Source organism: Kitasatospora sp. NPDC087315, assembly GCF_044744345.1.
Classification (GTDB): Bacteria; Actinomycetota; Actinomycetes; order Streptomycetales; family Streptomycetaceae; genus Kitasatospora.
The window spans coordinates 87,505-111,835 of the sequence record NZ_JBIUYD010000003.1 but is presented as its reverse complement, the minus strand read 5'-3'; the positions used below and the strand labels follow the sequence as shown (position 1 = coordinate 111,835).

20 protein-coding genes and 4 tRNA genes are annotated in these 24,331 nt (G+C 72.3%); 6 read left to right on the top strand and 18 right to left on the bottom strand.

The features are described from left to right. Nucleotides 1-84: 84 nt before the first annotated feature. Both secE and ACIO5D_RS05475 read right to left on the bottom strand, forming a co-directional pair. Complete coding sequence (gene secE / locus ACIO5D_RS05480; RefSeq protein WP_363605860.1) at nt 85-444, bottom strand: preprotein translocase subunit SecE; 360 nt, start codon at nt 442-444, stop codon at nt 85-87. A gap of 150 nt (nt 445-594) precedes the next feature. Then, nucleotides 595-667 (bottom strand) — tRNA-Trp (locus ACIO5D_RS05475). Nucleotides 668-906: 239 nt separating this feature from the next. On the opposite strand from ACIO5D_RS05475, the gene ACIO5D_RS05470 reads away from it, so the two are divergent. Then, the gene (locus ACIO5D_RS05470) at nt 907-2,154 is read left to right on the top strand and encodes a pyridoxal phosphate-dependent aminotransferase (protein WP_363605861.1); all 1,248 of its coding nucleotides are present in this window, start codon (nt 907-909) and stop codon (nt 2,152-2,154) included. Nucleotides 2,155-2,304: 150 nt separating this feature from the next. Next, entirely contained in the window at nt 2,305-3,357 is a 1,053-nt protein-coding gene (locus ACIO5D_RS05465) for an adenosine deaminase (protein ID WP_363605863.1), read from the top strand. Here the strand turns inward: ACIO5D_RS05465 and ACIO5D_RS05460 are convergent. The 6 genes from ACIO5D_RS05460 to ACIO5D_RS05435 form a co-directional block, all read right to left on the bottom strand. Continuing rightward, the gene (locus ACIO5D_RS05460) at nt 3,347-4,387 is read right to left on the bottom strand and encodes a UDP-N-acetylmuramate dehydrogenase (protein ID WP_363605865.1); all 1,041 of its coding nucleotides are present in this window, start codon (nt 4,385-4,387) and stop codon (nt 3,347-3,349) included. The genes ACIO5D_RS05465 and ACIO5D_RS05460 overlap by 11 nt on opposite strands. 54 nt (nt 4,388-4,441) lie before the next feature. Next, nucleotides 4,442-4,864, bottom strand: coding sequence for a MaoC family dehydratase (locus ACIO5D_RS05455; protein ID WP_363605866.1), 423 nt, complete (start codon nt 4,862-4,864; stop codon nt 4,442-4,444). Between the two features lie 4 nt (nt 4,865-4,868). Continuing rightward, nucleotides 4,869-5,327, bottom strand: a complete 459-nt coding sequence (locus ACIO5D_RS05450; protein ID WP_363605867.1) for a MaoC family dehydratase N-terminal domain-containing protein — start codon at nt 5,325-5,327, stop codon at nt 4,869-4,871. Between the two features lie 154 nt (nt 5,328-5,481). Then, nucleotides 5,482-5,646 carry a 50S ribosomal protein L33 gene (gene rpmG, locus ACIO5D_RS05445; RefSeq protein ID WP_006604855.1) on the bottom strand — a complete coding sequence of 55 codons (165 nt, stop codon included), beginning with the start codon at nt 5,644-5,646 and terminating at the stop codon, nt 5,482-5,484. Nucleotides 5,647-5,729: 83 nt separating this feature from the next. Continuing rightward, nucleotides 5,730-5,802, bottom strand: a tRNA-Met gene (locus tag ACIO5D_RS05440). A gap of 43 nt (nt 5,803-5,845) precedes the next feature. Then, a tRNA-Thr gene (locus ACIO5D_RS05435) sits at nt 5,846-5,918 on the bottom strand. A gap of 253 nt (nt 5,919-6,171) precedes the next feature. Between ACIO5D_RS05435 and ACIO5D_RS05430 the strand changes: the two genes are divergently transcribed. Further along, nucleotides 6,172-7,443, top strand: a complete 1,272-nt coding sequence (locus ACIO5D_RS05430) for a hydrolase (RefSeq protein WP_400794006.1) — start codon at nt 6,172-6,174, stop codon at nt 7,441-7,443. A 257-nt stretch (nt 7,444-7,700) separates the two neighbouring features. On the opposite strand, the gene ACIO5D_RS05425 is transcribed toward ACIO5D_RS05430, so the two are convergent. The 8 genes from ACIO5D_RS05425 to ACIO5D_RS05390 all read right to left on the bottom strand — a co-directional run bounded on the left by ACIO5D_RS05425 (nt 7,701) and on the right by ACIO5D_RS05390 (nt 20,251). Beyond that, nucleotides 7,701-8,375 carry a response regulator gene (locus ACIO5D_RS05425; RefSeq protein WP_363605871.1) on the bottom strand — a complete coding sequence of 225 codons (675 nt, stop codon included), beginning with the start codon at nt 8,373-8,375 and terminating at the stop codon, nt 7,701-7,703. Nucleotides 8,376-8,478: 103 nt separating this feature from the next. Beyond that, a complete protein-coding gene (locus ACIO5D_RS05420) occupies nt 8,479-11,103 on the bottom strand; it encodes an ATP-binding protein (protein ID WP_400794005.1) in 2,625 nt (874 codons plus the stop codon). 103 nt (nt 11,104-11,206) lie between these two features. Beyond that, nucleotides 11,207-11,836, bottom strand: a complete 630-nt coding sequence (gene kdpC, locus ACIO5D_RS05415) for a potassium-transporting ATPase subunit KdpC (protein ID WP_400756186.1) — start codon at nt 11,834-11,836, stop codon at nt 11,207-11,209. A gap of 14 nt (nt 11,837-11,850) precedes the next feature. Then, entirely contained in the window at nt 11,851-13,965 is a 2,115-nt protein-coding gene (gene kdpB, locus ACIO5D_RS05410; RefSeq protein ID WP_363605876.1) for a potassium-transporting ATPase subunit KdpB, read from the bottom strand. After that, a complete protein-coding gene (kdpA, locus tag ACIO5D_RS05405; protein WP_363605878.1) occupies nt 13,965-15,626 on the bottom strand; it encodes a potassium-transporting ATPase subunit KdpA in 1,662 nt (553 codons plus the stop codon). The genes kdpB and kdpA overlap by 1 nt, the downstream gene beginning before the upstream one ends. A gap of 1 nt (nt 15,627) precedes the next feature. Continuing rightward, nucleotides 15,628-15,717, bottom strand: a complete 90-nt coding sequence (gene kdpF, locus ACIO5D_RS05400; RefSeq protein ID WP_097237446.1) for a K(+)-transporting ATPase subunit F — start codon at nt 15,715-15,717, stop codon at nt 15,628-15,630. 408 nt (nt 15,718-16,125) lie between these two features. Further along, entirely contained in the window at nt 16,126-18,120 is a 1,995-nt protein-coding gene (locus tag ACIO5D_RS05395; protein WP_363606049.1) for an APC family permease, read from the bottom strand. A gap of 298 nt (nt 18,121-18,418) precedes the next feature. Then, nucleotides 18,419-20,251, bottom strand: coding sequence for an APC family permease (locus ACIO5D_RS05390; protein WP_400794004.1), 1,833 nt, complete (start codon nt 20,249-20,251; stop codon nt 18,419-18,421). Nucleotides 20,252-20,642: 391 nt separating this feature from the next. Between ACIO5D_RS05390 and ACIO5D_RS05385 the strand changes: the two genes are divergently transcribed. After that, nucleotides 20,643-21,317, top strand: coding sequence for an HAD family hydrolase (locus ACIO5D_RS05385; RefSeq protein ID WP_363605880.1), 675 nt, complete (start codon nt 20,643-20,645; stop codon nt 21,315-21,317). 82 nt (nt 21,318-21,399) lie between these two features. Here the strand turns inward: ACIO5D_RS05385 and ACIO5D_RS05380 are convergent. Next, nucleotides 21,400-21,481: transfer RNA gene (locus ACIO5D_RS05380), tRNA-Tyr, on the bottom strand. A gap of 216 nt (nt 21,482-21,697) precedes the next feature. Between ACIO5D_RS05380 and ACIO5D_RS05375 the strand changes: the two genes are divergently transcribed. After that, nucleotides 21,698-22,186 carry a YajQ family cyclic di-GMP-binding protein gene (locus ACIO5D_RS05375; RefSeq protein WP_363605881.1) on the top strand — a complete coding sequence of 163 codons (489 nt, stop codon included), beginning with the start codon at nt 21,698-21,700 and terminating at the stop codon, nt 22,184-22,186. 62 nt (nt 22,187-22,248) lie between these two features. Here ACIO5D_RS05375 and ACIO5D_RS05370 read toward each other — a convergent pair whose 3' ends face one another. Then, nucleotides 22,249-22,737 (bottom strand): hypothetical protein, encoded by a 489-nt coding sequence (locus tag ACIO5D_RS05370; RefSeq protein ID WP_363605882.1) that lies wholly within the window; start codon nt 22,735-22,737, stop codon nt 22,249-22,251. A gap of 223 nt (nt 22,738-22,960) precedes the next feature. Between ACIO5D_RS05370 and ACIO5D_RS05365 the strand changes: the two genes are divergently transcribed. After that, nucleotides 22,961-24,313 carry a dipeptidase gene (locus ACIO5D_RS05365; protein WP_400794003.1) on the top strand — a complete coding sequence of 451 codons (1,353 nt, stop codon included), beginning with the start codon at nt 22,961-22,963 and terminating at the stop codon, nt 24,311-24,313. Nucleotides 24,314-24,331 lie beyond the last annotated feature (18 nt).

The following is a 24,331-nucleotide window of genomic DNA, read 5'->3' as shown; positions in this document are numbered from 1 at the left end:
GCCTCGTACGTTCGGCGCCGACAGCTCGACCCGGGCCGAGGATCGGCCCGGGTCGGGAAGCTGTTTCACAGGTGGGACGCTCGGTCAGCCGAAGATCCAGAGGCTGAGCTTGGAGAATCCGTAGTCGAGGCCGGCCACGAAGGCCATCACCACGACGACGAACACGACCACGACGGTGGTGTAGTTGACCAGCTCGCTGCGGGTGGGCCAGACGACCTTGCGCAGTTCGGCGATGATCTGGCGGTAGAACAGGGCAAGACGGGCGAACGCGCCCTTCTTGGCCCGCTTGCCGGACTTCTTGTCGCCTGAACGGTCTGCCCGCTTGCGGTCGCGGCGCGAAAGGGCCTTCTCATCGCCCTCGGCGGGCGTGGTCTCGGCAGCGCCGTCGGCACCCTCGGGGTTGCCGCTCTCAGGCGTTGCGGTGGAGCCCGTGGTCTCCGTCACTCGTCCTCACCTGAATCCGGGTCCTGCCGAGCATCACCTGCGTGCCCGACAGGGCACGAGCGGCCGGCTAAAGCGGGTGCTGATCGGTGCCCTCTCCGCATCAAGCCCGCTCGCTCTGTGGAGCGAACGGGCTGAATACGGATCAAGCAGCAGGGCAAGAGGGACTTGAACCCCCAACCGCCGGTTTTGGAGACCGGTGCTCTACCAATTGAGCTATTGCCCTACGGTGCCTCGCGGCTCCGGTAGCGACCACCAACCTACCTCATCTCCCGCCGCTGTCTGTACAGGCAGTGGAAGCTTTGGCTTCTCGGTGGCCGTCGAGCAGTGAGTGTACGTGGTCCGGGGGTGTTTGGTCGAACCTTTTCTTCGAGCCGTCGCAGGTCCGGGCCGCCATGTGGACGAGCGGGTACGCATGGTGAAACCGCCATGCCCGGTCCGTCCCGGTTCTGCGACGATGCAGGCATGAGCGCTTCCACCCCGCAGCCCGACAGTTCCGTCCGCCCCGCCGACCGACGGGTCTCCGCCCGGATCGGCGCCATCGCCGAGTCCGCGACCCTCGCCGTCGACGCCAAGGCCAAGGCCCTCAAGGCGGCCGGCCGTCCGGTGATCGGCTTCGGTGCCGGTGAGCCGGACTTCCCGACCCCGGACTACATCGTCGAGACGGCCGTCGAGGCCTGCCGCGACCCGAGGAACCACCGCTACACCCCGGCCGGCGGCCTGCCGGAGCTGAAGGCCGCGATCGCCGCCAAGACGCTGCGCGACTCCGGCTACGAGGTGGACGCCTCCCAGGTGCTGGTGACCAACGGTGGCAAGCAGGCGATCTACGAGGCGTTCGCCGCGATCCTCGACCCGGGCGACGAGGTCATCATCCCGGCCCCGTACTGGACCACCTACCCGGAGTCGGTGCAGCTGGCCGGCGGTGTGCCGGTGGAGGTCGTGGCCGACGAGACCACCGGCTACAAGGTCTCGGTCGAGCAGTTGGAGGCCGCCCGCACCGAGAACACCAAGGTGGTGCTCTTCGTCTCGCCGTCCAACCCGACCGGCGCGGTGTACACCGAGGCCGAGGCCGAGGCGATCGGCCGCTGGGCGCTGGAGCACGGCCTCTGGGTGCTCACCGACGAGATCTACGAGCACCTGGTCTACGGCGACGCGACGTTCACCTCGCTGCCGGCCCTGCTGCCCGAGCTGGCCGACAAGACCATCGTGGTCAACGGGGTCGCCAAGACCTACGCGATGACCGGCTGGCGGGTGGGCTGGGTGATCGGCCCCAAGGACGTCGTCAAGGCCGCGACCAACCTGCAGTCGCACGCCACCTCGAACGTCTCCAACGTCGCGCAGCGCGCCGCGATCGCCGCCGTCAGCGGCGACCTGACGGCCGTCGAGGAGATGCGCACCGCCTTCGACCGCCGCCGCAAGACCATCGTGCGGATGCTCAACGAGATCGAGGGCGTGCTCTGCCCCGAGCCCGAGGGCGCGTTCTACGCCTACCCGTCCGTCAAGGGCGTGCTGGGCAAGGAGATCCGCGGCAAGCGCCCGCAGACCTCCGGCGAGCTGGCGGCGCTGATCCTGGACGAGGCCGAGGTCGCGGTCGTCCCCGGCGAGGCCTTCGGCACCCCGGGCTACCTGCGGCTGTCCTACGCGCTCGGCGACGCCGACCTGGCCGAGGGCGTGAGCCGGATCCAGAAGCTGCTCGGCGAGGCCCGCGACTGACCCGCGACTGACCCGCGCCGCACCGCCCCCGTCGGCGCCGACCCGGCGCATTGACGGGGCGCGTTGAGTGGAACCGCCCCCTTTTCACCCCTTCGGGGGATGCGAAGGGGGCGGTTCCCGTATCCGGGCCCGATACGGCAGTATCGGCGAATGGAACGCCTGCCAAATCCGCGAGACGTCAGGGACCTCCCCAAGGCCCACCTGCACCTGCACTTCACCGGCTCGATGCGCCCCGCCACCCTGCTGGAACTGGCCGACAAACACGGCATCCGGCTGCCGGAGGCGCTCAGCTCCGGCGAGCCGCCCAGACTGCGGGCGACCGACGAACGCGGCTGGTTCCGCTTCCAGCGCCTCTACGACACCGCCCGCTCCGTCCTGCGGGGCGAGGACGACATCCGCCGGCTGGTGCTGGAGACCGCCCAGGACGAGCGGCGGGACGGCTCCCGCTGGCTGGAGATCCAGGTCGACCCGACCTCGTACGCGCCCATGCTCGGCGGGCTGATCCCCGCCCTGGAGCTGATCCTGGACGCCGTGGAGCAGGCCGCCGAGGCCACCGGGGTGGGCATCCGGGTGCTGGTCGCCGCGAACCGGATGAAGTCCCCGATGGACGCCCGGACCCTGGCCCGGCTGGCCGTCCGGTACGCCGACCGGGGCGTGGTCGGCTTCGGCCTCTCCAACGACGAGCGCCGCGGCCTCGCCCGGGACTTCGACCGGGCCTTCGACATCGCCCGCAAGGGCGGTCTGCTGGCCGCCCCGCACGGCGGCGAACTGGCCGGGCCGGAGTCCGTCCGGGACTGCCTGGACGACCTGGGCGCGGGCCGGATCGGTCACGGCGTCCGGGCCGCCGAGGACCCCTGGCTGATGCAGCGGCTGGCGGACCGCCAGATCACCTGCGAGGTCTGCCCGTCCTCCAACGTCTCGCTGGGCGTCTACGAGTTCGCCGAGGACGTCCCGCTGCGCAGGCTGTTCGACGCCGGCGTGCCGCTGGCGCTCGGCGCCGACGACCCGCTGCTGTTCGGCAGCCGGCTGGCCGACCAGTACGCCCTGGCCCGCGACGTGCTCGGCTTCGGCGACGCCGAGCTCGCCGAGCTGGCCCGCCAGTCGGTGCGCGGCTCGCGCGCCCCGGAGAGCGTCCGCAAGGAGCTGCTGGCGGACATCGACACCTGGCTGGGGGACGGCACCGGCCCGTGGCCTACAGCCTGACGCCCACCATCACCGGCTCGTTGACCAGCTCGACGCCGAAGGCCGCCCGGACCCCGTCGCGGATCTCCCGGGCCAGCGCCAGCAGGTCGTCGGCGGTGGCGGCGCCGCGGTTGGTCAGGGCCAGGGTGTGCTTGGTGGAGAGGGTGGCCGGGCCGTCGCCGTAGCCCTTGCCGAAGCCGGCCCGGTCGATCAGCCAGGCCGCCGAGGTCTTGGTGCAACCGTCCGGCGCCGGGTAGGCGGGGGCGTTCTCGGTGCCCGGGCGGGTGCGGAAGGACTCGTACTGGGCGGCCGTCAGCACCGGGTTGGTGAAGAAGGAGCCCGCCGACCAGGTGTCGTGGTCGGCCGCGTCCAGCACCATGCCCTTGCCCGAACGCAGCGCCAGCACGGCGTTCCAGGCGACGTCGACGCCGACCCGCTCGCCCTGCTCGACGCCCAGGTGGCGGGCCGTCTCGGCGTAGCGGACGGGGGTGGAGAGGCCGCCGTTGTCCTCCAGCGCGAAGCGCACCCGGAGCACCACGTAGCGGTCCGGGTCGGCCTTGAAGCGGCTGTGCCGGTAGGAGAAGACGCACTCGGCGTTGGAGAGGGTGACCACCTCGCCGGCCCGGCGGTCGTACGCGACCACCTCGGTGACGGACTGCGCCACCTCTTGGCCGTACGCGCCGACGTTCTGCACGGGCGTGGCGCCGGCCGAGCCGGGGATGCCGGCCAGGAACTCGATGCCGGCCAGGCCGTGACCGACGGTGCGGGCCACCGCGTCCTCCCAGACCTCGCCGGCGGCCAGCTCCAGCGTGAGGCCGTCCAGCGCGAAGCCGGTGGTGGCGATCCGCAGCACGGTGCCGGCGAAACCGGCGTCACCGATCACCAGGTTGGAGCCGCCGCCGATGACGAGCAGCGGCTCGCCGGCCGCGTCGGCCTCACGGACGGCGGCCACCACCTCGTCGTCGGTGTGCGCGGACACCAGTCGGCGGGCCGGGCCGCCGAGCCGGAGGGTGGTGAGCGGGGCGAGGGGGGCGTCGAGTTCTACCAGCACGCCCACCAGCGTACGGGGAGGGCGCGGCGCCCCTCTCCCCGTACGCCCCGGGGCTCAGGCCAGCCGGACGACCGCGCGGGACATGCCCAGCACCTTCCGGCCGTCGGCGGTGGCCAGCAGGTCGACCTGGACCCTGCGGTCGTCCAGCAGCTTGGCCACCTTGCCGGTGACCTCGATCACGGCGCCGACGCCGTCGTTGGGCACCGGCACCGGGCGGGTGAACCGCACGCCGTACTCGACCACCGCGGCCGGGTCGCCGACCCAGTCGGTGACCACCCGGATCGCCTCGGCCATGGTGAACATGCCGTGCGCGATGACGTCCGGCAGGCCGACCTCCAGGGCGAACTTCTCGTTCCAGTGGATCGGGTTGAAGTCGCCGGAGGCACCCGCGTACCGCACCAGGGTGGCGCGCGTCACGGGAAAGGACTGCGCGGGCAGCTCGGTGCCGACCGCGACCTCGTCATAGCTGATCGCCATCGCGTTACTCCCCCGCCTCGTCGGCGGCCCGGGCCACCAGGGTCATGATCGACGTCACCACGTGCTCGCCGCTGCCGTCCGTCACCTCGCCACGCACCGTGAGGACGTCGTTGCCGGCGAGCGACTTGATGTTGTCGATGGTCACCGCGACCGAGAGCCGGTCCCCCGCGCGCACCGGCCGGGTGTAGGCGAACTTCTGGTCCCCGTGCACCACCCGGGTGTAGTCCAGGCCCAGCTGCGGGTCCTCGACCACCTGGCCGGCGGCCTGGTAGGTGATCACGAACGGGAAGGTCGGCGGGGCGATCACGTCCGGGTGGCCGAGGGCCCTGGCGGCCTCCGGGTCGCTGTACGCGGGGTTGGCGTCGCCCACGGCGACGGCGAACTCGCGGATCTTCTCCCGGCCGACCTCGTACGGCTCGGTGGGCGGATAGGTCCGCCCGATGAAGGAGGGGTCGAGCGCCATGGGCAACTCCTCAACTGTCCGGTGCCACCGAAGTGGGTCACAGAGAGCGGGTCACGGAAACGGGTGACAAAAAAGACTCCGGACCGCACCCAGTGAGGGATGCGGCCCGGAGTCGAAGACCTGAGTCACACAGGCCCGATGCCCTGCAACAGGGTCAGCGGGTCTCGCGGTGCGCGGTGTGCGAGTTGCAGCGGGGGCAGTGCTTCTTCATCTCAAGACGGTCCGGGTCGTTACGCCGGTTCTTCTTGGTGATGTAGTTCCGCTCCTTGCACTCCACGCAGGCCAGCGTGATCTTCGGGCGGACATCGGTGGCAGCCACGGGAGTGCCTTCCTTGGACAATGAATAAGAACACAACAAGAGTAGCCGACCGGGAGTGCGATCTCCCGACCGACTACGCGGGGTAGCGGTGACCGGACTTGAACCGGTGACACAGCGATTATGAGCCGCTTGCTCTACCAACTGAGCTACACCGCCACAGTGATCCGCAGCACAGCCGTAGCTGACCGCTTTTCACCAGAGCCCCCATGCGGAATCGAACCGCAGACCTTCTCCTTACCATGGAGACGCTCTACCGACTGAGCTATAGGGGCGAACGAGGAAGAGATTACACGTTCCGCGCCCAGAGGTGAAATCCGTATCCCGGCGCGAAGACCGCAGGTCGGCGGGGTGCGCGGATGACCGATCGAAGGCCGGGCGTTCGACCACCCCCCCGGCCGCGCGGCCCGACCCGATACGACTATTGCCCGCCTCCCGTCGCCCCGCGCCCGGCCGCCATAGGCTCGTCGCTCATTGATCGGGACGGGCCGGGGTACGAGACGGGCCAGCGCGAGAAGGAGCCGGGCGATGGACAGCGCACCCGCCGACGGGCCTCAGCCGGGACCCGGCCCGGCGGCCAACCCGCTCGGGCACGGCCCCGTCCTGCTGCTCACCGACGCCCGGCTCGCCGACGGCCGGGTGGTGGACGTACGGATCAGCGGCGACCGGATCCAGGCCGTCGGCACCGCCGGCAGCCTCGGACCGCTGCCCGCCCTGCCGGGCACCCCCACGGCCACCACCGGCGCCCGGATCGACCTCAAGGGCTACCTGCTGCTGCCCGCCCCCGCCGAGGCGCACGCCCACTACGACGTCGCCTTCTCCGCCGCGCTGCCCGCTCCGCCGCCGGAGACCCCCACCGACCTCACCCGCCGGGTCACCGAGGCCGCGCTCACCTCGCTCGGCTACGGCGCCACCGCCCAGCGCACCCACGTCCGGATCGGCGACGTGCACGGGCTGCGCCGGCTGGAGGCCGTGCTCACCGCCCGGCAGGCGCTGCGCGGCCTGGCCGAGCTCCAGGCGGTCGCCATGCCCCGGCTGCTCACCGGCCGCGCCGGGGCGGACGGCCGGGCCCAGCTGCGCGAAGCCCTCAAGCTGGGCGCCACCGCGGCCGGGGGCTGCCCCGAACTGGACCCGGACCCGGCGGGGTACGCCCAGGTGCTGCTGGAGGCCGCCCGGGAGGCGGACTGCCCGGTCGACCTGCACGCCACGGCCGCCGACCCGGCGCGGCTGGCCCGGCTGGCGAGCGCGCTCGCCCCGCTGCGGCCGCGGGTGATGCTCGGCCCGTGCGGCGCGCTGGCGCCGGGCTCCCCTGCGGTGCTGGCCGGTCACGGCATCCGGGTGGTCTGCCTGCCGCAGAACGGCTGCTGCACCGGGCTGGAGGGCCGGCCCAGCGGGCTGCGGCCGGGGCTGCTGCGCGAGCTGGCGGAGGCCGGGGTGCCGCTCGCGGCGGGCAGCGGTTCGCTGCGCGACGCCGCCAACCCGGTCGGGCGGGCCGATCCGCTGGAGGCCGCGTACCTGCTGGCGGCGAGCGGGGTGCTGACCCCGGAGGCGGCGTACGACGCGGTGGCGAACCAGGCGCGGGTGGCGCTCGGGCTCCCCCCGGTCCGGGTGGACGCCGGGTTCCCGGCCGAGCTGCTGGCGGTGCGCGGGGACAGCCTGGCGGGGGCGCTCGCGGGCGGTCACAGCCGCCTGGTGGTGCACAGCGGACGGATCGTCAGCCGGACCAGCGCGGTCCGGGAGTTCGCCGACACGGTGGCGCTGGCCCTGCCCCGGCAGTCCGGCGGTGCCGGCGGCGGCTGACCGCGGGCCGGGGCCGAAACAGATGGGGGCGCGCGGTGTTGAACCGCGCGCCCCTCCCCCACCTGCTGGCCGCCGATGACGTCGGTGGGCCCCACCGGCGGCGGAGCGGCCCCAGGCATCCCCCACATGGAGCGGGGCCGCTCTCCCAGCGCTGACGCTACGCCCACGGACGACCCGTTCCGCCCGCTCTTGACGCCCTCCTGTCGTGCGACTGGCCCCCCTTGACGGACCGTTGACACCGCGGGGTTCCCGTCCGGTCAGGGCTCGTAGCGGTAGCCGATGCCGGGCTCGGTGATCAGATGGCGCGGCCGGGCCGGGTCGCGTTCCAGCTTGCGGCGCAGGCCGGCCAGGTAGACCCGCAGGTAGTTGCCGCGCTCCTCCTGGGCCGGCCCCCAGACCTCGCGCAGGATCCGCCGGCCGGGCACCAGCCGGCCGGGGCTGGCGAGCAGCAGGGCGAGGATGCGCCACTCGGTCGGGGTGAGCCGGACCGGGCCGTCCGGGCCGCTGACGGTGGTGGCGGCGAGGTCCACGGTGTGGTCGCCGATCACCGGTGCGGGCAGGGCGATCCCGCCCGGTGGCCGGCGCAGCACGGCGCGCAGCCGGGCCAGCAGCTCCTCCATCAGGAAGGGCTTGGTGAGGTAGTCGTCGGCGCCGGCGTCGAGGGCGCCGACCTTGTCGGCGGCGCCGGCCCGGCCGGAGAGCACGATGATCGGCACGGCGCTGCGGCTGCGCAGGCTCCGGATCACCTCCATGCCGTCCAGGTCGGGCAGGCCGAGGTCGAGCAGCACGGCGTCGGGCGCGGTGTGCGCGGCCCGGTCGAGGGCCTCCCCGCCGCTGGCCGCCGTCCGGACGGCGTACTGCCGGGCGCTCAGGTTGATCCGCAGGGTGCGCAGCAGCGCGGGTTCGTCGTCGACGATCAGGATCTCGCTCATGCGCGCGCCACTCCCCCGGTCCCGGAGGCCGGAAGGTGCCCCCGTCGCCCGGCGCCCGCCTCGCGGGACAGGCGCGTTTCGGTCATTCGTCGGCTTCGCTCTCTCATACGGGCGCTTCTCCCGGGTGGGCGGCGGGCAGGGTGAGCAGCATGGTGGTGCCGCCACCGGGGGTGTCCTCGACCTCCAGACTGCCGCCCATGGCCTCGGCGAGGCCGCGGGAGAGGGCGAGACCGAGGCCGACGCCGGTGGTGTTGTCGGTGTCGCCGAGGCGCTGGAAGGGCAGGAAGACCCGGTCGCGGTCCTCGGGGGCGATGCCGGGGCCGCGGTCGATCACCCGGAGCTCGACCTGGTCCCGGTGGTGGCTGGCGGTGACCAGCACGGGTGCGCCGGGGGCGTTGTGGCGCAGGGCGTTGGTGATGACGTTGGCGAGGACGCGTTCCAGCAGCGGCGGGTCGGCGAGGACGGCGGGCGCGGTGTCCAGGTCGAGCGGCTGGACCGGGGCGTACGGGGCGGGGAGGGTGTCCAGGGCCCGGGGCAGGATCTCGTCGAGGTGGGTCTCGGCGAGGTGCAGGGTGAGCGCGCCCGCCTGGAGGCGGCTCATGTCGAGCAGGTTGTCGACCAGCCGGGTGAGCCTGACCAGGGACTCGTCGGCGGTGGCGAGGAGTTCGGCCTGGTCCTCGGCGGAGAACTCGACGTCGGGGCTGCGCAGCGAGCCGACCGAGGCGAGGGCGGCGGCGAGCGGGGTGCGCAGGTCGTGGCTGACGGCGGCGAGCAGGGCGGTGCGCATCCGGTCGGCGGCCTTGATGGGTTCGACCTCGGCGGCGACGACGGCGAGCCGGTCGCGTTCGAGGGCGGCGGCGACGTGGGCGGCGAAGGCGGTGAGGACGCGCTGGTCGGCGGCGGGCAGCCGGCGGCCGGTGAGGACCAGGACGGCGTCCGCGCCGACCGGGACCTCGGTGGTCTCGCCGGTTCCGGCGCTTCCGGCGCGGTCGGGGGCGGCGGGGGTGTCGGGGGCGCCGTCGGCCGGGGCCTCCCCGTCGCAGCGGGCCAGCACCTCGCCGCCGGCGCGTTCCAGCAGGGCGACGGAGTCCATGCCGAAGGCCGTCCGGGACTTCTCCAGCAGGGCGGGCAGGGCGTCGGCGCCCCGCAGCACGCTGCCGGCGAGGGTGGAGAGGGTCTCGGCCTCGGCGGTGGCCCGGGCGGCGCGGCTGGTGAGCCGGGTCGCGTGGTCGACCACGGTGGAGACGGCGAGCGCGACGGCGGCGAAGACCACCAGCGCGACGATGTTGTTGGTCTCGCCGATGGTCAGGGTGTGCACGGGCGGGATGAAGAAGTAGTTCAGCAGCAGCGAGGCGACCACCGAGGCCAGCAGGGCCGAGGTGGCACCGCCGAGCAGGGCGACGACGACCACGCCGAGCTGGAAGATCAGCGCGTCGGTGGTGAGGTTCACCCGCTCGGGCGCCTGCGAGAGCAGGGCCGTCAGCAGCCAGGGCAGGACGAGCCCGGCGAGGTAGCCGGCGATGGTGCGGCGCCGGGAGTGGCGGCGGCCGAGCGAGGGCAGCCGGCCGCGGCCGGTGAACTCGTGGGTGACCATGTGGACGTCGATGTCCTCGGAGGCGTCCACGGTGGTCTCGCCGATGCCGGGGCCGGTGAGGAAGCGGGTGATCCGGCCGCGGCGGCTGGTGCCCAGGACCAGCTGGGTGGCGTCGTGGGCGCGGGCGAAGGCCAGCAGCGCGGTGGGGATGTCGTCGCCGACGACCACGTGGTAGCTGCCGCCGAGGGTCTCGACCAGCTGCCGCTGCTGGGCGAGTGCGCCGGAGGAGGCGCCGGCCAGGCCGTCGCTGCGGGTGACGTGGACGGCCAGCAGGTCGCCGCCGGCGGTGCGGAGGGAGGGGCGGCGCGGCGCGTCGCCGTCGGGGGCGGTGGTGGGCGACGGGCGGGAGATCCGGGCGGCGCGGCGGATCAGGGTCTCGCCCTCGGGGCCGCCGGTGAGGGCGACCACGACGCGTTCGCGGGTCTCCCAGACCCGGTCGATGTTGTGGCTGGCCCGGTAGTCGCGCAGGCCCTCGTCGACCCGCCCGGCCACCCAGAGCAGGGCGAGTTCGCGCAGGGCGGTGAGGTTGCCGACCCGGAAGTAGTTGGAGAGCGCGGCGTCCACCTTCTCCGCCTTGTAGACGTTGCCGTGGGCCATCCGGCGGCGCAGCGCCTGGGGGGCCATGTCGACGAGCTCGATCTGGTCGGCCCGGCGGACCACCTCGTCCGGGACGGTCTCGCGCTGCGGGATGCCGGTGATCTTCTGGACGACGTCGTTCAGCGATTCCAGGTGCTGGATGTTGACGGTGGTGATGACGTCGATCCCGGCGTCCAGCAGTTCCTCGACGTCCTGCCAGCGCTTGGCGTTGCGGCCGCCGGGGATGTTGGTGTGGGCCAGTTCGTCCACGAGGGCCACGGACGGACGGCGGGCGAGGACGGCGTCGAGGTCCATCTCCTCGAAGTCGCTGTCGCGGTAGGAGCGGCTGACCCTCGGCAGCAGCTCCAGGCCGTCCACCAGCGCCTCGGTGTAGCGGCGGCCGTGGCACTCGATGTAGCCGACCACCACGTCCGCGCCGCGTTCCCGTCTGCGCCGGGCCTCGTCCAGCATCCGGTAGGTCTTGCCCACACCGGGGGCGGAGCCGAGGTACACCCTCAGCCGGCCTCGGCGGGAGCCGGGGGTGAGGTCGCGGGCCATGGGCGCTCTTTCGTACGAGGGAGGGTACGGCGGCGGCCGACCCCGGCCGGGGGCTGCTGCCCCGGCCCGGGTCGGCCTGTTCAGGGATTTTTCGGACGGATCGTCACTTCTGCTCCGACAGCGCGGTGTTGAGCAGTACGACGTTCACGCCCTCCTGTCCGAGGAAGCCGAGCGAGCGCCCCTCGGTGTACTTCTCGACCAGCCTGCGCACGGTCTCCTCGGGCAGGTCGCGGGCCTTGGCGACCCGGGCGACCTGCTCCTTCGCGTAGGCGACGGAGATCTGCGGGTCGAGGCCGGAGCCGGAGGCGGTGACCGCGTCCACCGGCACGCTCGCCGGGTCGACGCCGTCGAACGCGGCGACGGCCGCACGGCGGTCCTCGACGGTCTTCAGCAGGTCCTCGCTGTTCGGGCCGAGGTTGGAGGCGCCGGAGCTCTTCGGGTCGTAGCCGCCGGCGGAGGGCCGCGGCTGGAACCACTTCGGGTCCGGCCTGGCCTCCTCCTTCTCGTCGTCCGGGTTCTGCTTGGGGAGGTTGTAGCTCTGGCCGAGCAGGCTGGAACCGACCTCCTTGCCGTCGAGCTCCACGATCGAGCCGTTGGCCTTGTCGTCGAGCACCAGCTGGCTGATCCCGGTGATCAGCAGGGGGTAGGCGAGACCGAGGATCACCGTCATCACCAGCAGCATCCGCAGCGCGGTGAAGTGCGTGCGCACGGTGGTGGGCAGGGGCTTGGACATCAGGTGCTCCTTTCTCAGCTCAGGCCGGGGACGAACTGGACGACCAGGTCGATCAGTTTGATCCCGGCGAAGGGGACGATCAGACCGCCGAAGCCGTACAGCCCGAGGTTGCGGCGCAGCAGGGAGCCGGCGTCGGACGGGCGGTAGCGGACGCCGCGCAGGGCGAGCGGGATGAGGCCGATGATGACCAGGGCGTTGAAGATGATCGCCGAGGTGATCGCGGACTGCGGGCTGTGCAGGTGCATGATGTTGAGCTTGTCGAGGCCCGGGTAGACCGCCGCGAACATCGCCGGGATGATCGCGAAGTACTTCGCGACGTCGTTGGCGATGGAGAAGGTGGTCAGCGCGCCGCGGGTGATCAGCAACTGCTTGCCGATCTCGACGATCTCGATCAGCTTGGTGGGGTTGGAGTCCAGGTCGACCATGTTCCCGGCCTCCTTGGCCGCCATGGTCCCGGTGTTCATCGCGACACCGACGTCGGCCTGGGCGAGGGCGGGGGCGTCGTTGGTGCCGTCCCCGGTCATCGCGACCAGCTTGCCGCCGGCCTGCTCCTTCTTGATGAGGGCCATCTTGTCCTCGGGGGTGGCCTCGGCGAGGAAGTCGTCCACGCCGGCCTCCTCCGCGATCGCCCTGGCGGTCAGCGGGTTGTCGCCGGTGATCATGATGGTCTTGATGCCCATCCGGCGCAGCTCGTCGAAGCGCTCCCGCATGCCCTCCTTGACCACGTCCTTGAGGTGGATGACACCCAGGACGCGGGCGGGGGCGGAGCCCACCCTGTCGGCGACCACGAGCGGCGTGCCGCCGGCCGCGGAGATCCCGTCGACCAGCGCGGAGACCTCGCCGCCGACCGAACCGCCCTGCTCGGTCACCCAGTTGGTGACCGCGGCGGCCGCGCCCTTGCGGACCTGGTGGACGGCCTCGGCCTCGTCCAGGTCGACGCCGGACATCCGGGTCTGGGCCGTGAAGGGCACCCAGGTGGCGTGGGTCAACTCGCCCTGGGCGCGGGCCCGCAGGCCGTACCCGGTCTTGGCGAGGACCACGATCGAGCGGCCCTCCGGGGTCTCGTCGGCGAGCGACGACAGCTGCGCGGCACCGGCCAGTTCCTCCGTGCCCACGCCGGGGGCCGGCAGGAACTCGGCGGCCTGGCGGTTGCCGAGGGTGATGGTGCCGGTCTTGTCGAGCAGCAGGGTGTTGACGTCCCCGGCCGCCTCGACGGCCCGGCCGGACATCGCCAGCACGTTGCGCTGCACCAGCCGGTCCATGCCGGCGATGCCGATCGCGGAGAGCAGCGCGCCGATGGTGGTCGGGATGAGCGCCACGATCAGGGCGACCAGCACGATCATCGACTGCGGGGCGCCCGCGTAGGTGGCCATCGGCTGGAGCGTGACGACCGCGATCAGGAAGACGATGGTCAGCGAGGCCAGCAGGATGTTGAGCGCGATCTCGTTCGGCGTCTTCTGCCGGGCGGCGCCCTCGACCAGGGCGATCATCCGGTCGATGAAGGTCTTGCCCGGCTCGGAGGAGATCTTCACCACGATCCGGTCGGAGAGCACCCTGGTGCCGCCGGTCACCGCGGAGCGGTCACCGCCCGACTCGCGGATCACCGGCGCGGACTCTCCGGTGATCGCCGACTCGTCCACGGACGCGACGCCCTCGACCACGTCACCGTCGCCGGGGATGATCTGCCCGGCCTCGACCACCACGTGGTCGCCGAGCGCCAGCGCGGTGCCGGAGACCTCCTCCTCGGCCCGCGAGGCCGGCCAGTCGGTCAGCCGCCGGGCCATGGTGTCGGTCCTGGTCCTGCGCAGGGTGTCCGCCTGCGCCTTGCCGCGGCCCTCGGCGACGGCCTCGGCCAGGTTGGCGAAGACGGTGGTCAGCCAGAGCCAGACGGTGATGGACCAGGCGAACACGGACGGGTCGGCGATCGCGGCGACGGTGGTGACCACCGAGCCGACCTCGACCACGAACATGACCGGGTTCCTGACCATCACCCGGGGGTCCAGCTTCTTCACCGCGTCCGGGAGGGAGGCGACTATCAGCCTGGGGTCGAGGAGGCCGTTGGAGACTCTGTGCGGCGCCGCGCTCTCCGTCTTCTCGAGCGGTGCGGGGGTGAGCGTAGGGGTGGACATCAGGAGAGACCTTCCGCGATCGGCCCGAGAGCGAGGGCCGGGAAGTAGGTGAGACCGACGACGATCAGGACGACGCCCGACAGCAGGCCCACGAAGAGCGGCTTGTGGGTGGGCAGGGTGCCCGGAGTGGCGGGAACCGGCTGCTGCCGCGCGAGCGAGCCCGCCAGCGCCAGCACGAAGACCATCGGCAGGAAGCGGCCGAACACCATCGCCAGACCGATCGCGGTGTCGTACCAGTCGGTGTTGACCGTGATGCCCGCGAACGCCGAGCCGTTGTTGTTGGCACCCGAGGTGAACGCGTACAGCACCTCGGAGAAGCCGTGGGCGCCCGAGTTAAGCATCCCGGCACGCTCGCCCGGCAGCGACATCGCCAGGCCCGTGCCGACCAGCACGATCGTCGGCGTGGTCAGGATGTACAGCGAGGCGAACTTCATCTCGCGGCCGCCGAGCTTCTTGCCCAGGTACTCCGGCGTCCGGCCGACCATCAGACCGGCCACGAAGACCGCGACGACCGCCAGGATCAGCATGCCGTACAGGCCGGAGCCGGTACCGCCGGGCGCGATCTCACCCAGCATCATGTTGAACATCGCGATCCCGCCGCCGAACGGCGAGTACGAGTCGTGGAAGGAGTTCACCGCGCCGGTCGAGGTCAGCGTGGTGGAGGCGGCGAACAGGCTGGAGGCCGCGATACCGAACCGCTGCTCCTTGCCCTCCATCGCCCCGCCGGCGGCCTGCATCGCGCTGCCGGAGTGCTGCGTCTCGGAGAAGGTGATCAGCGCGGCCGAGGCCACCCAGAACAGGCCCATCACGGCGAGGATCGCGTAGCCCTGACGGTTGTCCCCGACCATCCGGCCGAAGGCGCGGGGCAGCGCGAACGGGATCAGCAGGATGAGGAAGATCTCCACCAGGTTGCTGAACCCGGTCGGGTTCTCGAACGGGTGCGCCGAGTTGGCGTTGTAGAAGCCGCCGCCGTTGGTGCCGAGCAGCTTGATGACCTCCTGCGAGGCCACCGGACCGCCCGGGACCGACTGCGGGTCGCCGGCCAGCGTGGCGACCTCGTGGAAGCCGTGGAAGTTCTGCACCACGCCGTTGGCGACCAGCACCAGCGCGAAGACGATCGCGATCGGCAGCAGCAGGCGCAGCGTGATCCGGGTGAGGTCCACCCAGAAGTTGCCGACCCGGTCGGTGCGGTTGCGGGTGAAGCCCCGGATCAGCGTGGCGACGATCGCGATGCCGACGGCCGAGGAGACGAAGTTCTGCACCGCCAGGCCGGCCATCTGGGCCACGTGGCCCATCGCGGACTCACCGCCGTAGGACTGCCAGTTGGTGTTGGCCACGAAGGAGATCGCGGTGTTCCAGGCCTGGTGACCTTCCATCTGCGGCACGCCGAGGCTCAGCAGCAGATATCCCTGAAGGCGGATCAGCCCGTACAGGAAGAGGACCGAGACGGCCGAGAAGGCCAGCACCGAACGGAGGTAGACCGGCCAGCGCTGGTCGGCGTCGCCGTCCACGCCGATGACCTTGTACAGGCCGCGCTCGACTCCGAGGTGCCTGGGAGTGGTGAGGATTCTGGCGATGTAGTCGCCGAGGGGGCGGTAGCACAGGGCCAGCGCGCCCACCAGGGCGAGGGCCTGCAGCCAGCCCGCGAGGGTGGAACCCATGTCAGAACTTCTCCGGGTAGATCAGCGCCACGACGAGGTAGCCGACGAGGGCGACGGCGACGATGAGACCTGCGATGTTCTCGGCGCTCACAGCTTCTCCACCCCCCGTGCGATCAGGGCGATGACGGCGAACACGGCGACCGTGACACCGACGTAGATGAGATCGGACATGGGCTCCACCACAGTGGTTCGGAGACGGCCGCGGCCGGGCCCGGAGGCACCGCACGGCACCGGCGGAAGACCGGCTGAAGCAGCAAACCAGCCGGTTGAGGGGCGCTACGGTTCCCTGACGCCCTCCATACGGGCGGATACGCGACGTTGACGCGACCTTGACGCCCGCGTCACCGGGCCGAGACCGGCCGTGTGCGGAAACGTTTCGGGCCCCGGACAGCGATGCTGTCCGGGGCCCGTTCCGGTCGGTCGTGCCGGGGTCGCCCGGGCACGTCTCCGGGTGCCGTGCGGGCGTTCTCCGGTGCCGGCAGGCGTTCCTGGGTGCCGCTCAGGAGTTCTCGGGCGCCGGCAGCTTCTCGTGCTCCGACCGCCCCACCGGCTCACCGCGCCGCACCGCGCCCGGGGCCCGGCGGGACGGGTGGTACGCCTTGCTGGAGGAGGTCAGCTGCCAGGGCACGCTGATCACCATCACGCCCGGGGTGAACAGCAGCCGGCTCTTCAGCCAGAGCGCCGACTGGTTGTGCAGCAGGTGCTCCCACCAGTGCCCGACCACGTACTCGGGGATGAACACCGCGACCGCGTCCCGGGGGCTGGTCCGGCGGTACTCGCGCACATACGCCACCACCGGCTTGGTGATCTCCCGGTACGGCGAGTCCAGCACCTTCAGCGGCACCTGGACGTCGAGCTCCCGCCACTGCCGCTCCAGTTCGCCGGTGGCCTCCTGCTCCACCGCGACGGTCAGCGCCTCCAGCGAGTCCGGCCGGAACGCCTGCGCGTAGCCGAGCGCCCGCAGGGTGGGCTTGTGCAGCTTGGAGACCAGCACGATCCCGTGCACGCTGGACGGCCGCACCGACTCGGCGTGCGGGTCGTCCACCGCCAACTCCTCGGCCACACCGTCGTAGTGCCGCCGGATGCCGCGCATCATCACCCAGAGCACGACCGCCGCGACCACGGCCAGCCAGGCGCCCTGGGTGAACTTGGTCAGCAGCACGATGACCAGCACCAGGGCGGTGGTGACCGCGCCGAAGGCGTTGATCACCCGGGAACGCTGGGCCGGGCCGCGGACGCCCGGCTCGGTCTCGGTGCGCAGGACGCGGTTCCAGTGCTTCACCATGCCGATCTGGGACAGCGTGAAGGAGGTGAACACGCCCAGGATGTAGAGGTGGATCAGGCTGGTGACGTCCGCGTCGTACAGCCAGAGCAGCCCGCCGGCCACCACCGCGAGGGCGATGATGCCGTTGGAGAACGCCAGCCGGTCGCCGCGGGTGTGCATCTGCCGGGGCAGATAGCGGTGCTCGGCCAGGATCGAGGCCAGCAGCGGGAAGCCGTTGAAGGCGGTGTTGGCCGCCAGGATCAGCACCAGCGCGGTGACGGCCTGGACGAAGTAGAAGAGCACGGAGTGGTCGCCGCCGAAGATCGCGGCCGCCAGCTGGGCGATCACGGTCTGCTGCGGGGCGGTGTGGCAGTCGCCGGGGAACCCGGTCAACTGGCAGGCGTCGTCCGTGATGTGGACCTTGGAGATCAGTGCCAGCGCGGTGATGCCGACGAACATGACCACGGCCGTGGTGCCCATCACGGCCATCGTGGTGGCGGCGTTCCTCGACTTCGGCGCCCGGAAGGCCGGCACGCCGTTGGAGATCGCCTCCACACCGGTCAGCGCGGTACAGCCGGACGCGAACGCCCGCAGGCCCAGCATCAGCAGGCCCAGCCCGGCCAGGGTGTCCTTGCCGTCCACCGGCAGGACCCCGTACGAGGCGCTGGACGCCACCGGCGCGTGGCCGAACGCGACCCGGATCAGACCGGTGACCACCATCAGCAGCATGCCGCCGATGAAGAGGTACGTCGGCGCCGCGAAGGCCTTGCCGGACTCCCGGACACCGCGCAGGTTCATCGCCGCGAGCAGCGCGACGAAGCCGACCGCCAGCTCCACCCGGTGGTCCGCGAGCGCGGGCAGCGCCGAGATGATGTTGTCCACCCCGGAGGCCACCGACACCGCGACCGTCATCACGTAGTCGACCAGCAGCGAAGCGGCCACCACCAGGCCGGAGTTGGCCCCCAGGTTGCGGGACACCACCTCGTAGGAGCCGCCGCCGCTGGGGTAGGCGTGCACGACCTGGCGGTACGACATCACCACGACCGCCATCAGCGCGACCACACCGGCCGCGACCCACGGGGTCAGGTAGAGGAACGCGGTGCCACCGACGGTGAGCACCAGCAGGATCTCCTGGGTCGCGTAGGCGACCGAGGAGAGCGGGTCGGAGGCGAAGATCGGCAGCGCCAGCCGCTTGGGGAGCAGCGTCTCGCCCAGCTCCTCGCTGCGCATGGCCTTGCCGATCACTAGACGCTTGAGCGCCTGGGGCACGTTGAACACATGGGCGAGCGTAAGGGCCGAAAACAGCCTGACAATGGGCCCCGAAGGCGTGCCGAAAAGGCCCGGCACGCCGATCGGGAGGAGTGTTCCCGCAGGTCGGAGCCGCTATGAGCACGCACCTGCCGGGCGTATCAACGGCGTTAAGCCCCCCCGTTAAGACATCGTCAAGATATGACGATCCGATAGGACATTTAGCCACATATAGGGCAATTTGCCCGCGCCGCGACCGCGGCGCACGGCCCGCCCAGGCCTACATCCGCATCCGGAGCCGGCAGACCACGGCATCGGTGTGGCGGCGCAGCGCCCGGTCGATCACCGCCCCGCGCCGGTTCTGCAGCGCCCGCTGCCAGGGGCGGGCCGGCTCGACCTCGGGGATGAGGACGGTGAGCCGGTCGTACGCGCGCTCGGCGCCGAGCCGGTTGACGAAGGCGGCGATCGGCGGGCCGAGCCGGCGGTGGCCGTCCGGGATCTCCACCAGGGGCACGCCCGGCCGCCACAGCTCCCAGTCCCGGCGCAGCGCCTCGGCCTCCGCCGGGTCGTGCACCACGGTGACCGCCAGGACCTCGTCGCCGAGCGAGAGCGCCGCGCTCAGCCCGTCCCTGGTCAGCCGGGTGATCGCGGTGACCGGGACGACGACCAGGCTGCGCCGGCGGGTGACGGCGCCGGGCACCCGCCCCAGCTCCAGCGCCTCGCCGATCCGCGCGTAGCCGCGGTGGACCGCCTCGAAGAGCAGGACGAGCAGCGGCAGCGCCAGGCAGATGCCCCAGGCGCCCTCGGTGAACTTCGTCCCGGTGACGACCACCGCCGCGACGCCGGTGAGCAACGCGCCGAAACCGTTCAGCGCCGCCCTGGCCCGCCAGCCCCGCTGCCGCCGGACGCACCAGTGCCTGACCATGCCGACCTGGCAGACGGTGAAGCCGACGAAGACCCCGATCGCGAACAGCGGCACCAGGCTGTTGACGTCCCCGCCGGAGCCGGCCAGCAGCGCCGCGGAGACCAGGGCGAGGAAGAGCACGCCGTGACGGTGCACCTGGCGGTCGGCGCGCAGCGCGAAGACGTGCGGCAGGTGGTTGTCGCGGGCGAGCAGGTGCAGCAGCACGGGCAGGCCGCCGAAGGAGGTGTTGGCGGCCAGGCCCAGCAGGATCACGGTGGCGAACTGGACCAGGTAGAAGCCGGCGCCGTGGCCGAGCGAGGCGTCGGCGAGCTGGGCGAGCACGGTGACGCCCTCCACCGGCTGGAGGTGGAAGCGGCCGATCAGCACGGCCAGTCCGATCAGCATCACGCCGAGCAGCGCGCCGAGCGCGACCTCGGTGCGCTGCGCCCGCTTCACGCCCGGCGTGCGGAAGGACGGGACGGCGTTCGCCACCGCCTCCACCCCGGTCAGCGCCGAGCAGCCCGCCGCGAACGCCTTGAGCAGCAGCAGCGCGCCGACCGCGGTCGCGTTGCCGGCCAGCGCCGAGGCGTGCCCGGTGGCCGCCTCGGTGCTCACCGGGGCGTCCCGGAACAGGCCGACCGCGATGATCGCCAGGATGGACAGCACGAAGACGGCCGTCGGCGCCATGAACCAGCGGGCCGACTCGGCGATCCCCCGCAGGTTGACGGCGGTGACCAGGGCGAGCACGCCCAGGCAGAGCCAGACCCGGTGGCCGTACAGGCCCGGCACGGCCGAGGTCAGCGCGGCCACCCCCGCGGTCACCGAGACCGCCACGTTCAGGATGTAGTCGATCACCAGGGAGGCGGCGGCGGTCAGCGCGGTCCGTCGGCCCAGATGCTCCCTGGCCACCGCGTACGAGCCGCCGCCGTCCGGGAAGGCCGCGATCACCTGGCGGTAGGAGGCCACCAGCACCGCCAGCAGCACGGCGATCGCCGCCGTCACGGGGAGCGTGAAGCCGAGCCCGTACGCCCCGGCCGCGGCCAGGACCAGGACGATCGACTCGGGCCCGTACGCGACGGAGGCCATCGCGTCCAGGGAGAGCGCGGCCAGGCCGCCGAGGGCGCTGAGGCGGTGCCGGTCACCGGCCGCGCCGGTATCCGGGGGCTCGGGCTCCGCGGCGACGGCCGGGGTGGTGGTGGCGCTGGACATCGGGCAGGACCTCCGCAGTCGGGTGCTGCTCCGATCCTGCGGGCCGGGTGCCGCCCCGCTCCCCTGCCCCTACGCGTTCCTGACGCCTCGACGTGCGCCTTTGACGATCCGTTGACGCCATGTGGCGGCCGGCCCCGGGGGGCGTGGACGGGGCGGGTGGGCCGATGTCCCGGCGGGCGCCGGTTGGGAAGACGATCAGCACTGTCGGAGGACTCCCGGCGCGCACCTGAGCACGCCCGGGACTTCTCAGCTGGGAGGCTGAACGGCCCACCCCACCCCTGAGGACACTCTGCTGCCTGCCAGGAGTAATTGCAAGTAATGCGCAATAGTGCGCCCGCCCGCCGATGCCAGGAATTCCCACTCTCCGCCCCCGCCGCACTACGCTCCGCACATGGATCGCCCCGCCCGCCCCTCGCGTCCCCTTCTCCTCATCGACCTCGACCACACCCTGGTCGAACGCGACGGCCCCGCCGATGCCTGGACCGGCGGATTCTGCGCCACCCACGGCATCCCCGCCGACGCCGCCCCCGCCGTCTTCGAGCTCTACCGCGCCGACCGCTCCCCCGCCGGATTCACCCGGATCGCCGCCCGCTACGGACTGCCCGACTCCGGCGCAGCCCTCTGGGAGGAGCACGTCACCCGCGAGGCCGCCCGCACCCACCTGCTCCCCGGCGTCCCCGACGCCCTCGCCGCCCTGCGCGACGCCGGCTGGACCATCGCCGTCGTCACCAACGGCTCCACCGGCATCCAGCGCGCCAAGCTCGCCCGCACCGGCCTGCTCCCCCACGTCGACGCCGTCTGCGTCTCCGAGGAGGCCGGCGCCCGCAAACCCGCCCCCGCGATCTTCCACCTCGCCGCCGCCCGCCTCGGCCGCACCCTCACCCCCGACGACTGGATGGTCGGCAACAACCCCGCCACCGACCTCCGGGGCGCCCACGCCACCGGCCTCCGCTCGATCTGGATCACCCCCACCCCACCCCCGCCGCTCCCCGCGGACCACCCCGCCCCCACCCACACCGCCCCCGACACCCCGGCCGCGGCGGCCCTCCTCCTCGGCTCCCCCTGACGCCCCGTCGCCCCTGCGCCCGGGCACGACAAAACGGCCCCTGATCCACGTTTCCGCAGATCAGGGGCCGTTCTCTATCCGGTGGCTGGTGTAGGGTTCGAACCTACGTAGGCTATGCCGGCAGATTTACAGTCTGCTCCCTTTGGCCGCTCGGGCAACCAGCCAGGATGTTCGTCTCGCGGGGCGCTGCCCCGTTCGACTGGATAAACCATACCCGATGCCGGGGGGTGGTTCGCCACCCCTTTGGCCATCGGAGGATCAAGAAACGCGGCGCGGCGGGCCCGGGCGGGGGCGGGGTGGCGCTGGATAGGCTGGGGCGGCGGGCGCCCGGTGGGGCGGGCCGTGTCAGTGAAGCCAGAACATCAAGGAGACCAACACCCATGGCCGACTCCAGTTTCGACATCGTCTCGAAGGTCGAGTGGCAGGAGGTCGACAACGCGATCAACCAGACCTCCCGTGAGATCGCCACCCGCTTCGACTTCAAGAACGTCGGCGCCGAGATCAGCCGCTCCGGCGAGAAGATCGAGATGAAGGCCAACGGCGAGGAGCGCGTGAAGGCCGTCCTGGACGTGCTGCAGAGCAAGTTCATCAAGCGCGGCCTGTCGCTGAAGGCTCTGGACGCCGGGGAGCCGCAGCTCTCCGGCAAGGAATACAAGATCTTCGTGAACGTGAAGGAGGGCATCACCCAGGACGATGCCAAGAAGATCGCGAAGATCATTCGCGACGAGGGCCCGAAGGGCGTGAAGGCCCAGGTCCAGGGTGACGAACTGCGCGTGACCTCGAAGAGCCGCGACGACCTGCAGGCCGTGCAGGCGCTGCTCAAGGGCAAGGACCTGGACTTCGCGATCCAGTACGTGAACTACCGCTGACCCCGCGGGCGCGGCCCCGGTCCTGAGCCTCCTCGGGGCCGGGGCTTTCCGTGTCGGGAGGCTCAGTCGGCCGGGGCCCAGCCCCCGGTGCTGCGGTGGGCGGGCAGGCCGACCGCCTCGAACTCGTCGAAGTGGTCGCCGTCCACGCGGGCGCCGATCCGGCGCAGGGCCTGGGATATCGGGCTGCCCTCGGGCGGGAAGCGTTCGGACTCGGCCTTGGTGAGCGGGCCGAGCTCCAGCCGCCCGTCCGCCCAGACGGCGGCGCGCTGGGTGCCGGTGCCGCCGAAGTAGTCGGCCTCGACGCAGGCGATCGGGCCGGCCTTGGACCAGGCGGCGAGCCGGCGCTCGAAGCCCTCCGGGAACCACTCGAACCCGGACGCGCGGCCGGATGCCCCGTCGCCGCCCAGGCGGAGCGCGGCCAGGAAGGCGGGCGTGGCCGGGATCAGCGCCAGCCCCTGGGCCAGCGGGGCGAGACGGGCGGCCGGGACCTCCGCGGCCGCCACCCTGAGCAGCTCCAACGGGCCGATCAACGCCTGAAGTTCGTATGGCATTCAGTCATCCTGGCTCAACCCGCCGACGATCGGCCCGATATTTACGATTCCGTGCCTCGAAGGGAATCAGCCCGAGAGGACCGGGCCCCGTCCGCCCGCACCTCCGCCGCTCCGCTCCGGCCCCCGGTCACCCGTGCGGCGCACGCCGCGTGCGGCGGCCTCGGCAACCGGGTGAACTGGCCGGGTACGGCCTGTCCCGGGCCGTACCCGAGGAGCCGTACCCATGACCGACGAACTCGCCCGCCGGATCGCCGCTCTGATACCCCGGGCCAAGGCCGACCTGGCCGAGCTGGTTGCCATCCCCTCCGTCGCGGACCCCCGCCAGTACCCGCCCGAGAAGTGCCGCGAGGCCGCCGAGTGGGTCGCCGCCGCGTTCACCGAGGCCGGACTGCGCGACGTCCACCTGGAGGAGACCCCGGACGGCAGCCACGCCGTGATCGGCCACCGCCCGCCCCCGCCCGGCGCCCCGACCGTCCTGCTCTACTGCCACTACGACGTCCAGCCCCCGCTCGACGCCGCCGCCTGGACCTCCCCGCCGTTCGAACTCACCGAGCGCGACGGCCGCTGGTACGGGCGCGGCAGCGCCGACTGCAAGGGGAACATCGTCATGCACCTCACCGCGCTGCGGGCGCTCGGCGACGATCTCCCGGTGGGCGTCAAACTCGTCGCCGAGGGTTCGGAGGAACAGGGCACCGGCGGCCTGGAGGCGTATCTGCCCCCGCACGCGGGCGAGTTGCACGCCGACGCCCTGCTGGTCTGCGACACCGGCAACGCCGCCGTCGGCGTGCCCACCGCCACCACCTCGCTGCGCGGGGTCACCACCGTACTGGTCACCGTCTCGACACTCGGCGGCGACGTGCACTCCGGGATGTTCGGCGGCCCCGCCCCGGACGCGCTGGCCGCGCTGATCCGGATGCTCGACTCGCTGCGCGACGCCGACGGCGGCACCCGGGTCGACGGGCTGGACTGCCGGGGCACCTGGGCCGGCGCCGGCTACGACGAGCAGCGGTTCCGTACCGACGCGGGCGTGCTGGACGGCGTCCGGCTGACCGGCGGCGGCACGGTCGCCGACCGGCTCTGGGCCCGGCCCGCCGTCACCGTGCTCGGCATCGACTGTCCGCCGGTGGTCGGCTCGGCCGCCGCGATCCCGGCCACCGCCCGGGCCCGGGTCAGCCTGCGGGTGCCGCCCGGCACCGAGGCGTTCCCCTCCCAGGAGGCGCTCATCGCCCACCTGCGGGCCGCCGCACCCTGGGGCGTCCGGGTGGAGATCGAGCGGGAGAGCGCGGGATCGCCGTTCCGGGCCGCCACCGGCGGGCCCGCGTACGCCGCGCTCGACCGGGCCGTGCGGGAGGTCTACGGCACGGCGCTGTCCTTCCTGGGGCAGGGCGGCTCCATCCCGCTCTGTGACGTCCTCGCCCGGACCTACCCCGAGGCGGAGATCATCCTGATGGGGGTGGAGGAGCCGCGCTGCCTCATCCACGCGCCCAACGAGAGCGTCGACCCCGGCGAGATCGAGCACATGGCCCATGTGGAGGCGCTGTTCCTCCGGAACTACGCGGACTCCGCGCGACCGTGACGGCGACCGCCCGGGCCG

What these genes read in the sequence shown, in the direction of transcription:
- ACIO5D_RS05385 (WP_363605880.1), top strand. Translation starts at nt 20,643, where the DNA reads ATGGATCGCCCCGCCCGCCCCTCGCGTCCCCTTCTCCTCATCGACCTC.
- kdpA (WP_363605878.1), bottom strand. Translation starts at nt 15,626, where the DNA reads ATGGGTTCCACCCTCGCGGGCTGGCTGCAGGCCCTCGCCCTGGTGGGC.
- ACIO5D_RS05450 (WP_363605867.1), bottom strand. Translation starts at nt 5,327, where the DNA reads ATGGCGCTCGACCCCTCCTTCATCGGGCGGACCTATCCGCCCACCGAG.
- kdpB (WP_363605876.1), bottom strand. Translation starts at nt 13,965, where the DNA reads ATGTCCACCCCTACGCTCACCCCCGCACCGCTCGAGAAGACGGAGAGC.
- ACIO5D_RS05375 (WP_363605881.1), top strand. Translation starts at nt 21,698, where the DNA reads ATGGCCGACTCCAGTTTCGACATCGTCTCGAAGGTCGAGTGGCAGGAG.
- ACIO5D_RS05395 (WP_363606049.1), bottom strand. Translation starts at nt 18,120, where the DNA reads ATGCGCAGCGAGGAGCTGGGCGAGACGCTGCTCCCCAAGCGGCTGGCG.
- ACIO5D_RS05470 (WP_363605861.1), top strand. Translation starts at nt 907, where the DNA reads ATGAGCGCTTCCACCCCGCAGCCCGACAGTTCCGTCCGCCCCGCCGAC.
- ACIO5D_RS05430 (WP_400794006.1), top strand. Translation starts at nt 6,172, where the DNA reads ATGGACAGCGCACCCGCCGACGGGCCTCAGCCGGGACCCGGCCCGGCG.
- ACIO5D_RS05465 (WP_363605863.1), top strand. Translation starts at nt 2,305, where the DNA reads ATGGAACGCCTGCCAAATCCGCGAGACGTCAGGGACCTCCCCAAGGCC.
- ACIO5D_RS05370 (WP_363605882.1), bottom strand. Translation starts at nt 22,737, where the DNA reads ATGCCATACGAACTTCAGGCGTTGATCGGCCCGTTGGAGCTGCTCAGG.
- kdpC (WP_400756186.1), bottom strand. Translation starts at nt 11,836, where the DNA reads ATGTCCAAGCCCCTGCCCACCACCGTGCGCACGCACTTCACCGCGCTG.
- ACIO5D_RS05425 (WP_363605871.1), bottom strand. Translation starts at nt 8,375, where the DNA reads ATGAGCGAGATCCTGATCGTCGACGACGAACCCGCGCTGCTGCGCACC.
- ACIO5D_RS05455 (WP_363605866.1), bottom strand. Translation starts at nt 4,864, where the DNA reads ATGGCGATCAGCTATGACGAGGTCGCGGTCGGCACCGAGCTGCCCGCG.
- ACIO5D_RS05365 (WP_400794003.1), top strand. Translation starts at nt 22,961, where the DNA reads ATGACCGACGAACTCGCCCGCCGGATCGCCGCTCTGATACCCCGGGCC.
- ACIO5D_RS05390 (WP_400794004.1), bottom strand. Translation starts at nt 20,251, where the DNA reads ATGTCCAGCGCCACCACCACCCCGGCCGTCGCCGCGGAGCCCGAGCCC.
- ACIO5D_RS05420 (WP_400794005.1), bottom strand. Translation starts at nt 11,103, where the DNA reads ATGGCCCGCGACCTCACCCCCGGCTCCCGCCGAGGCCGGCTGAGGGTG.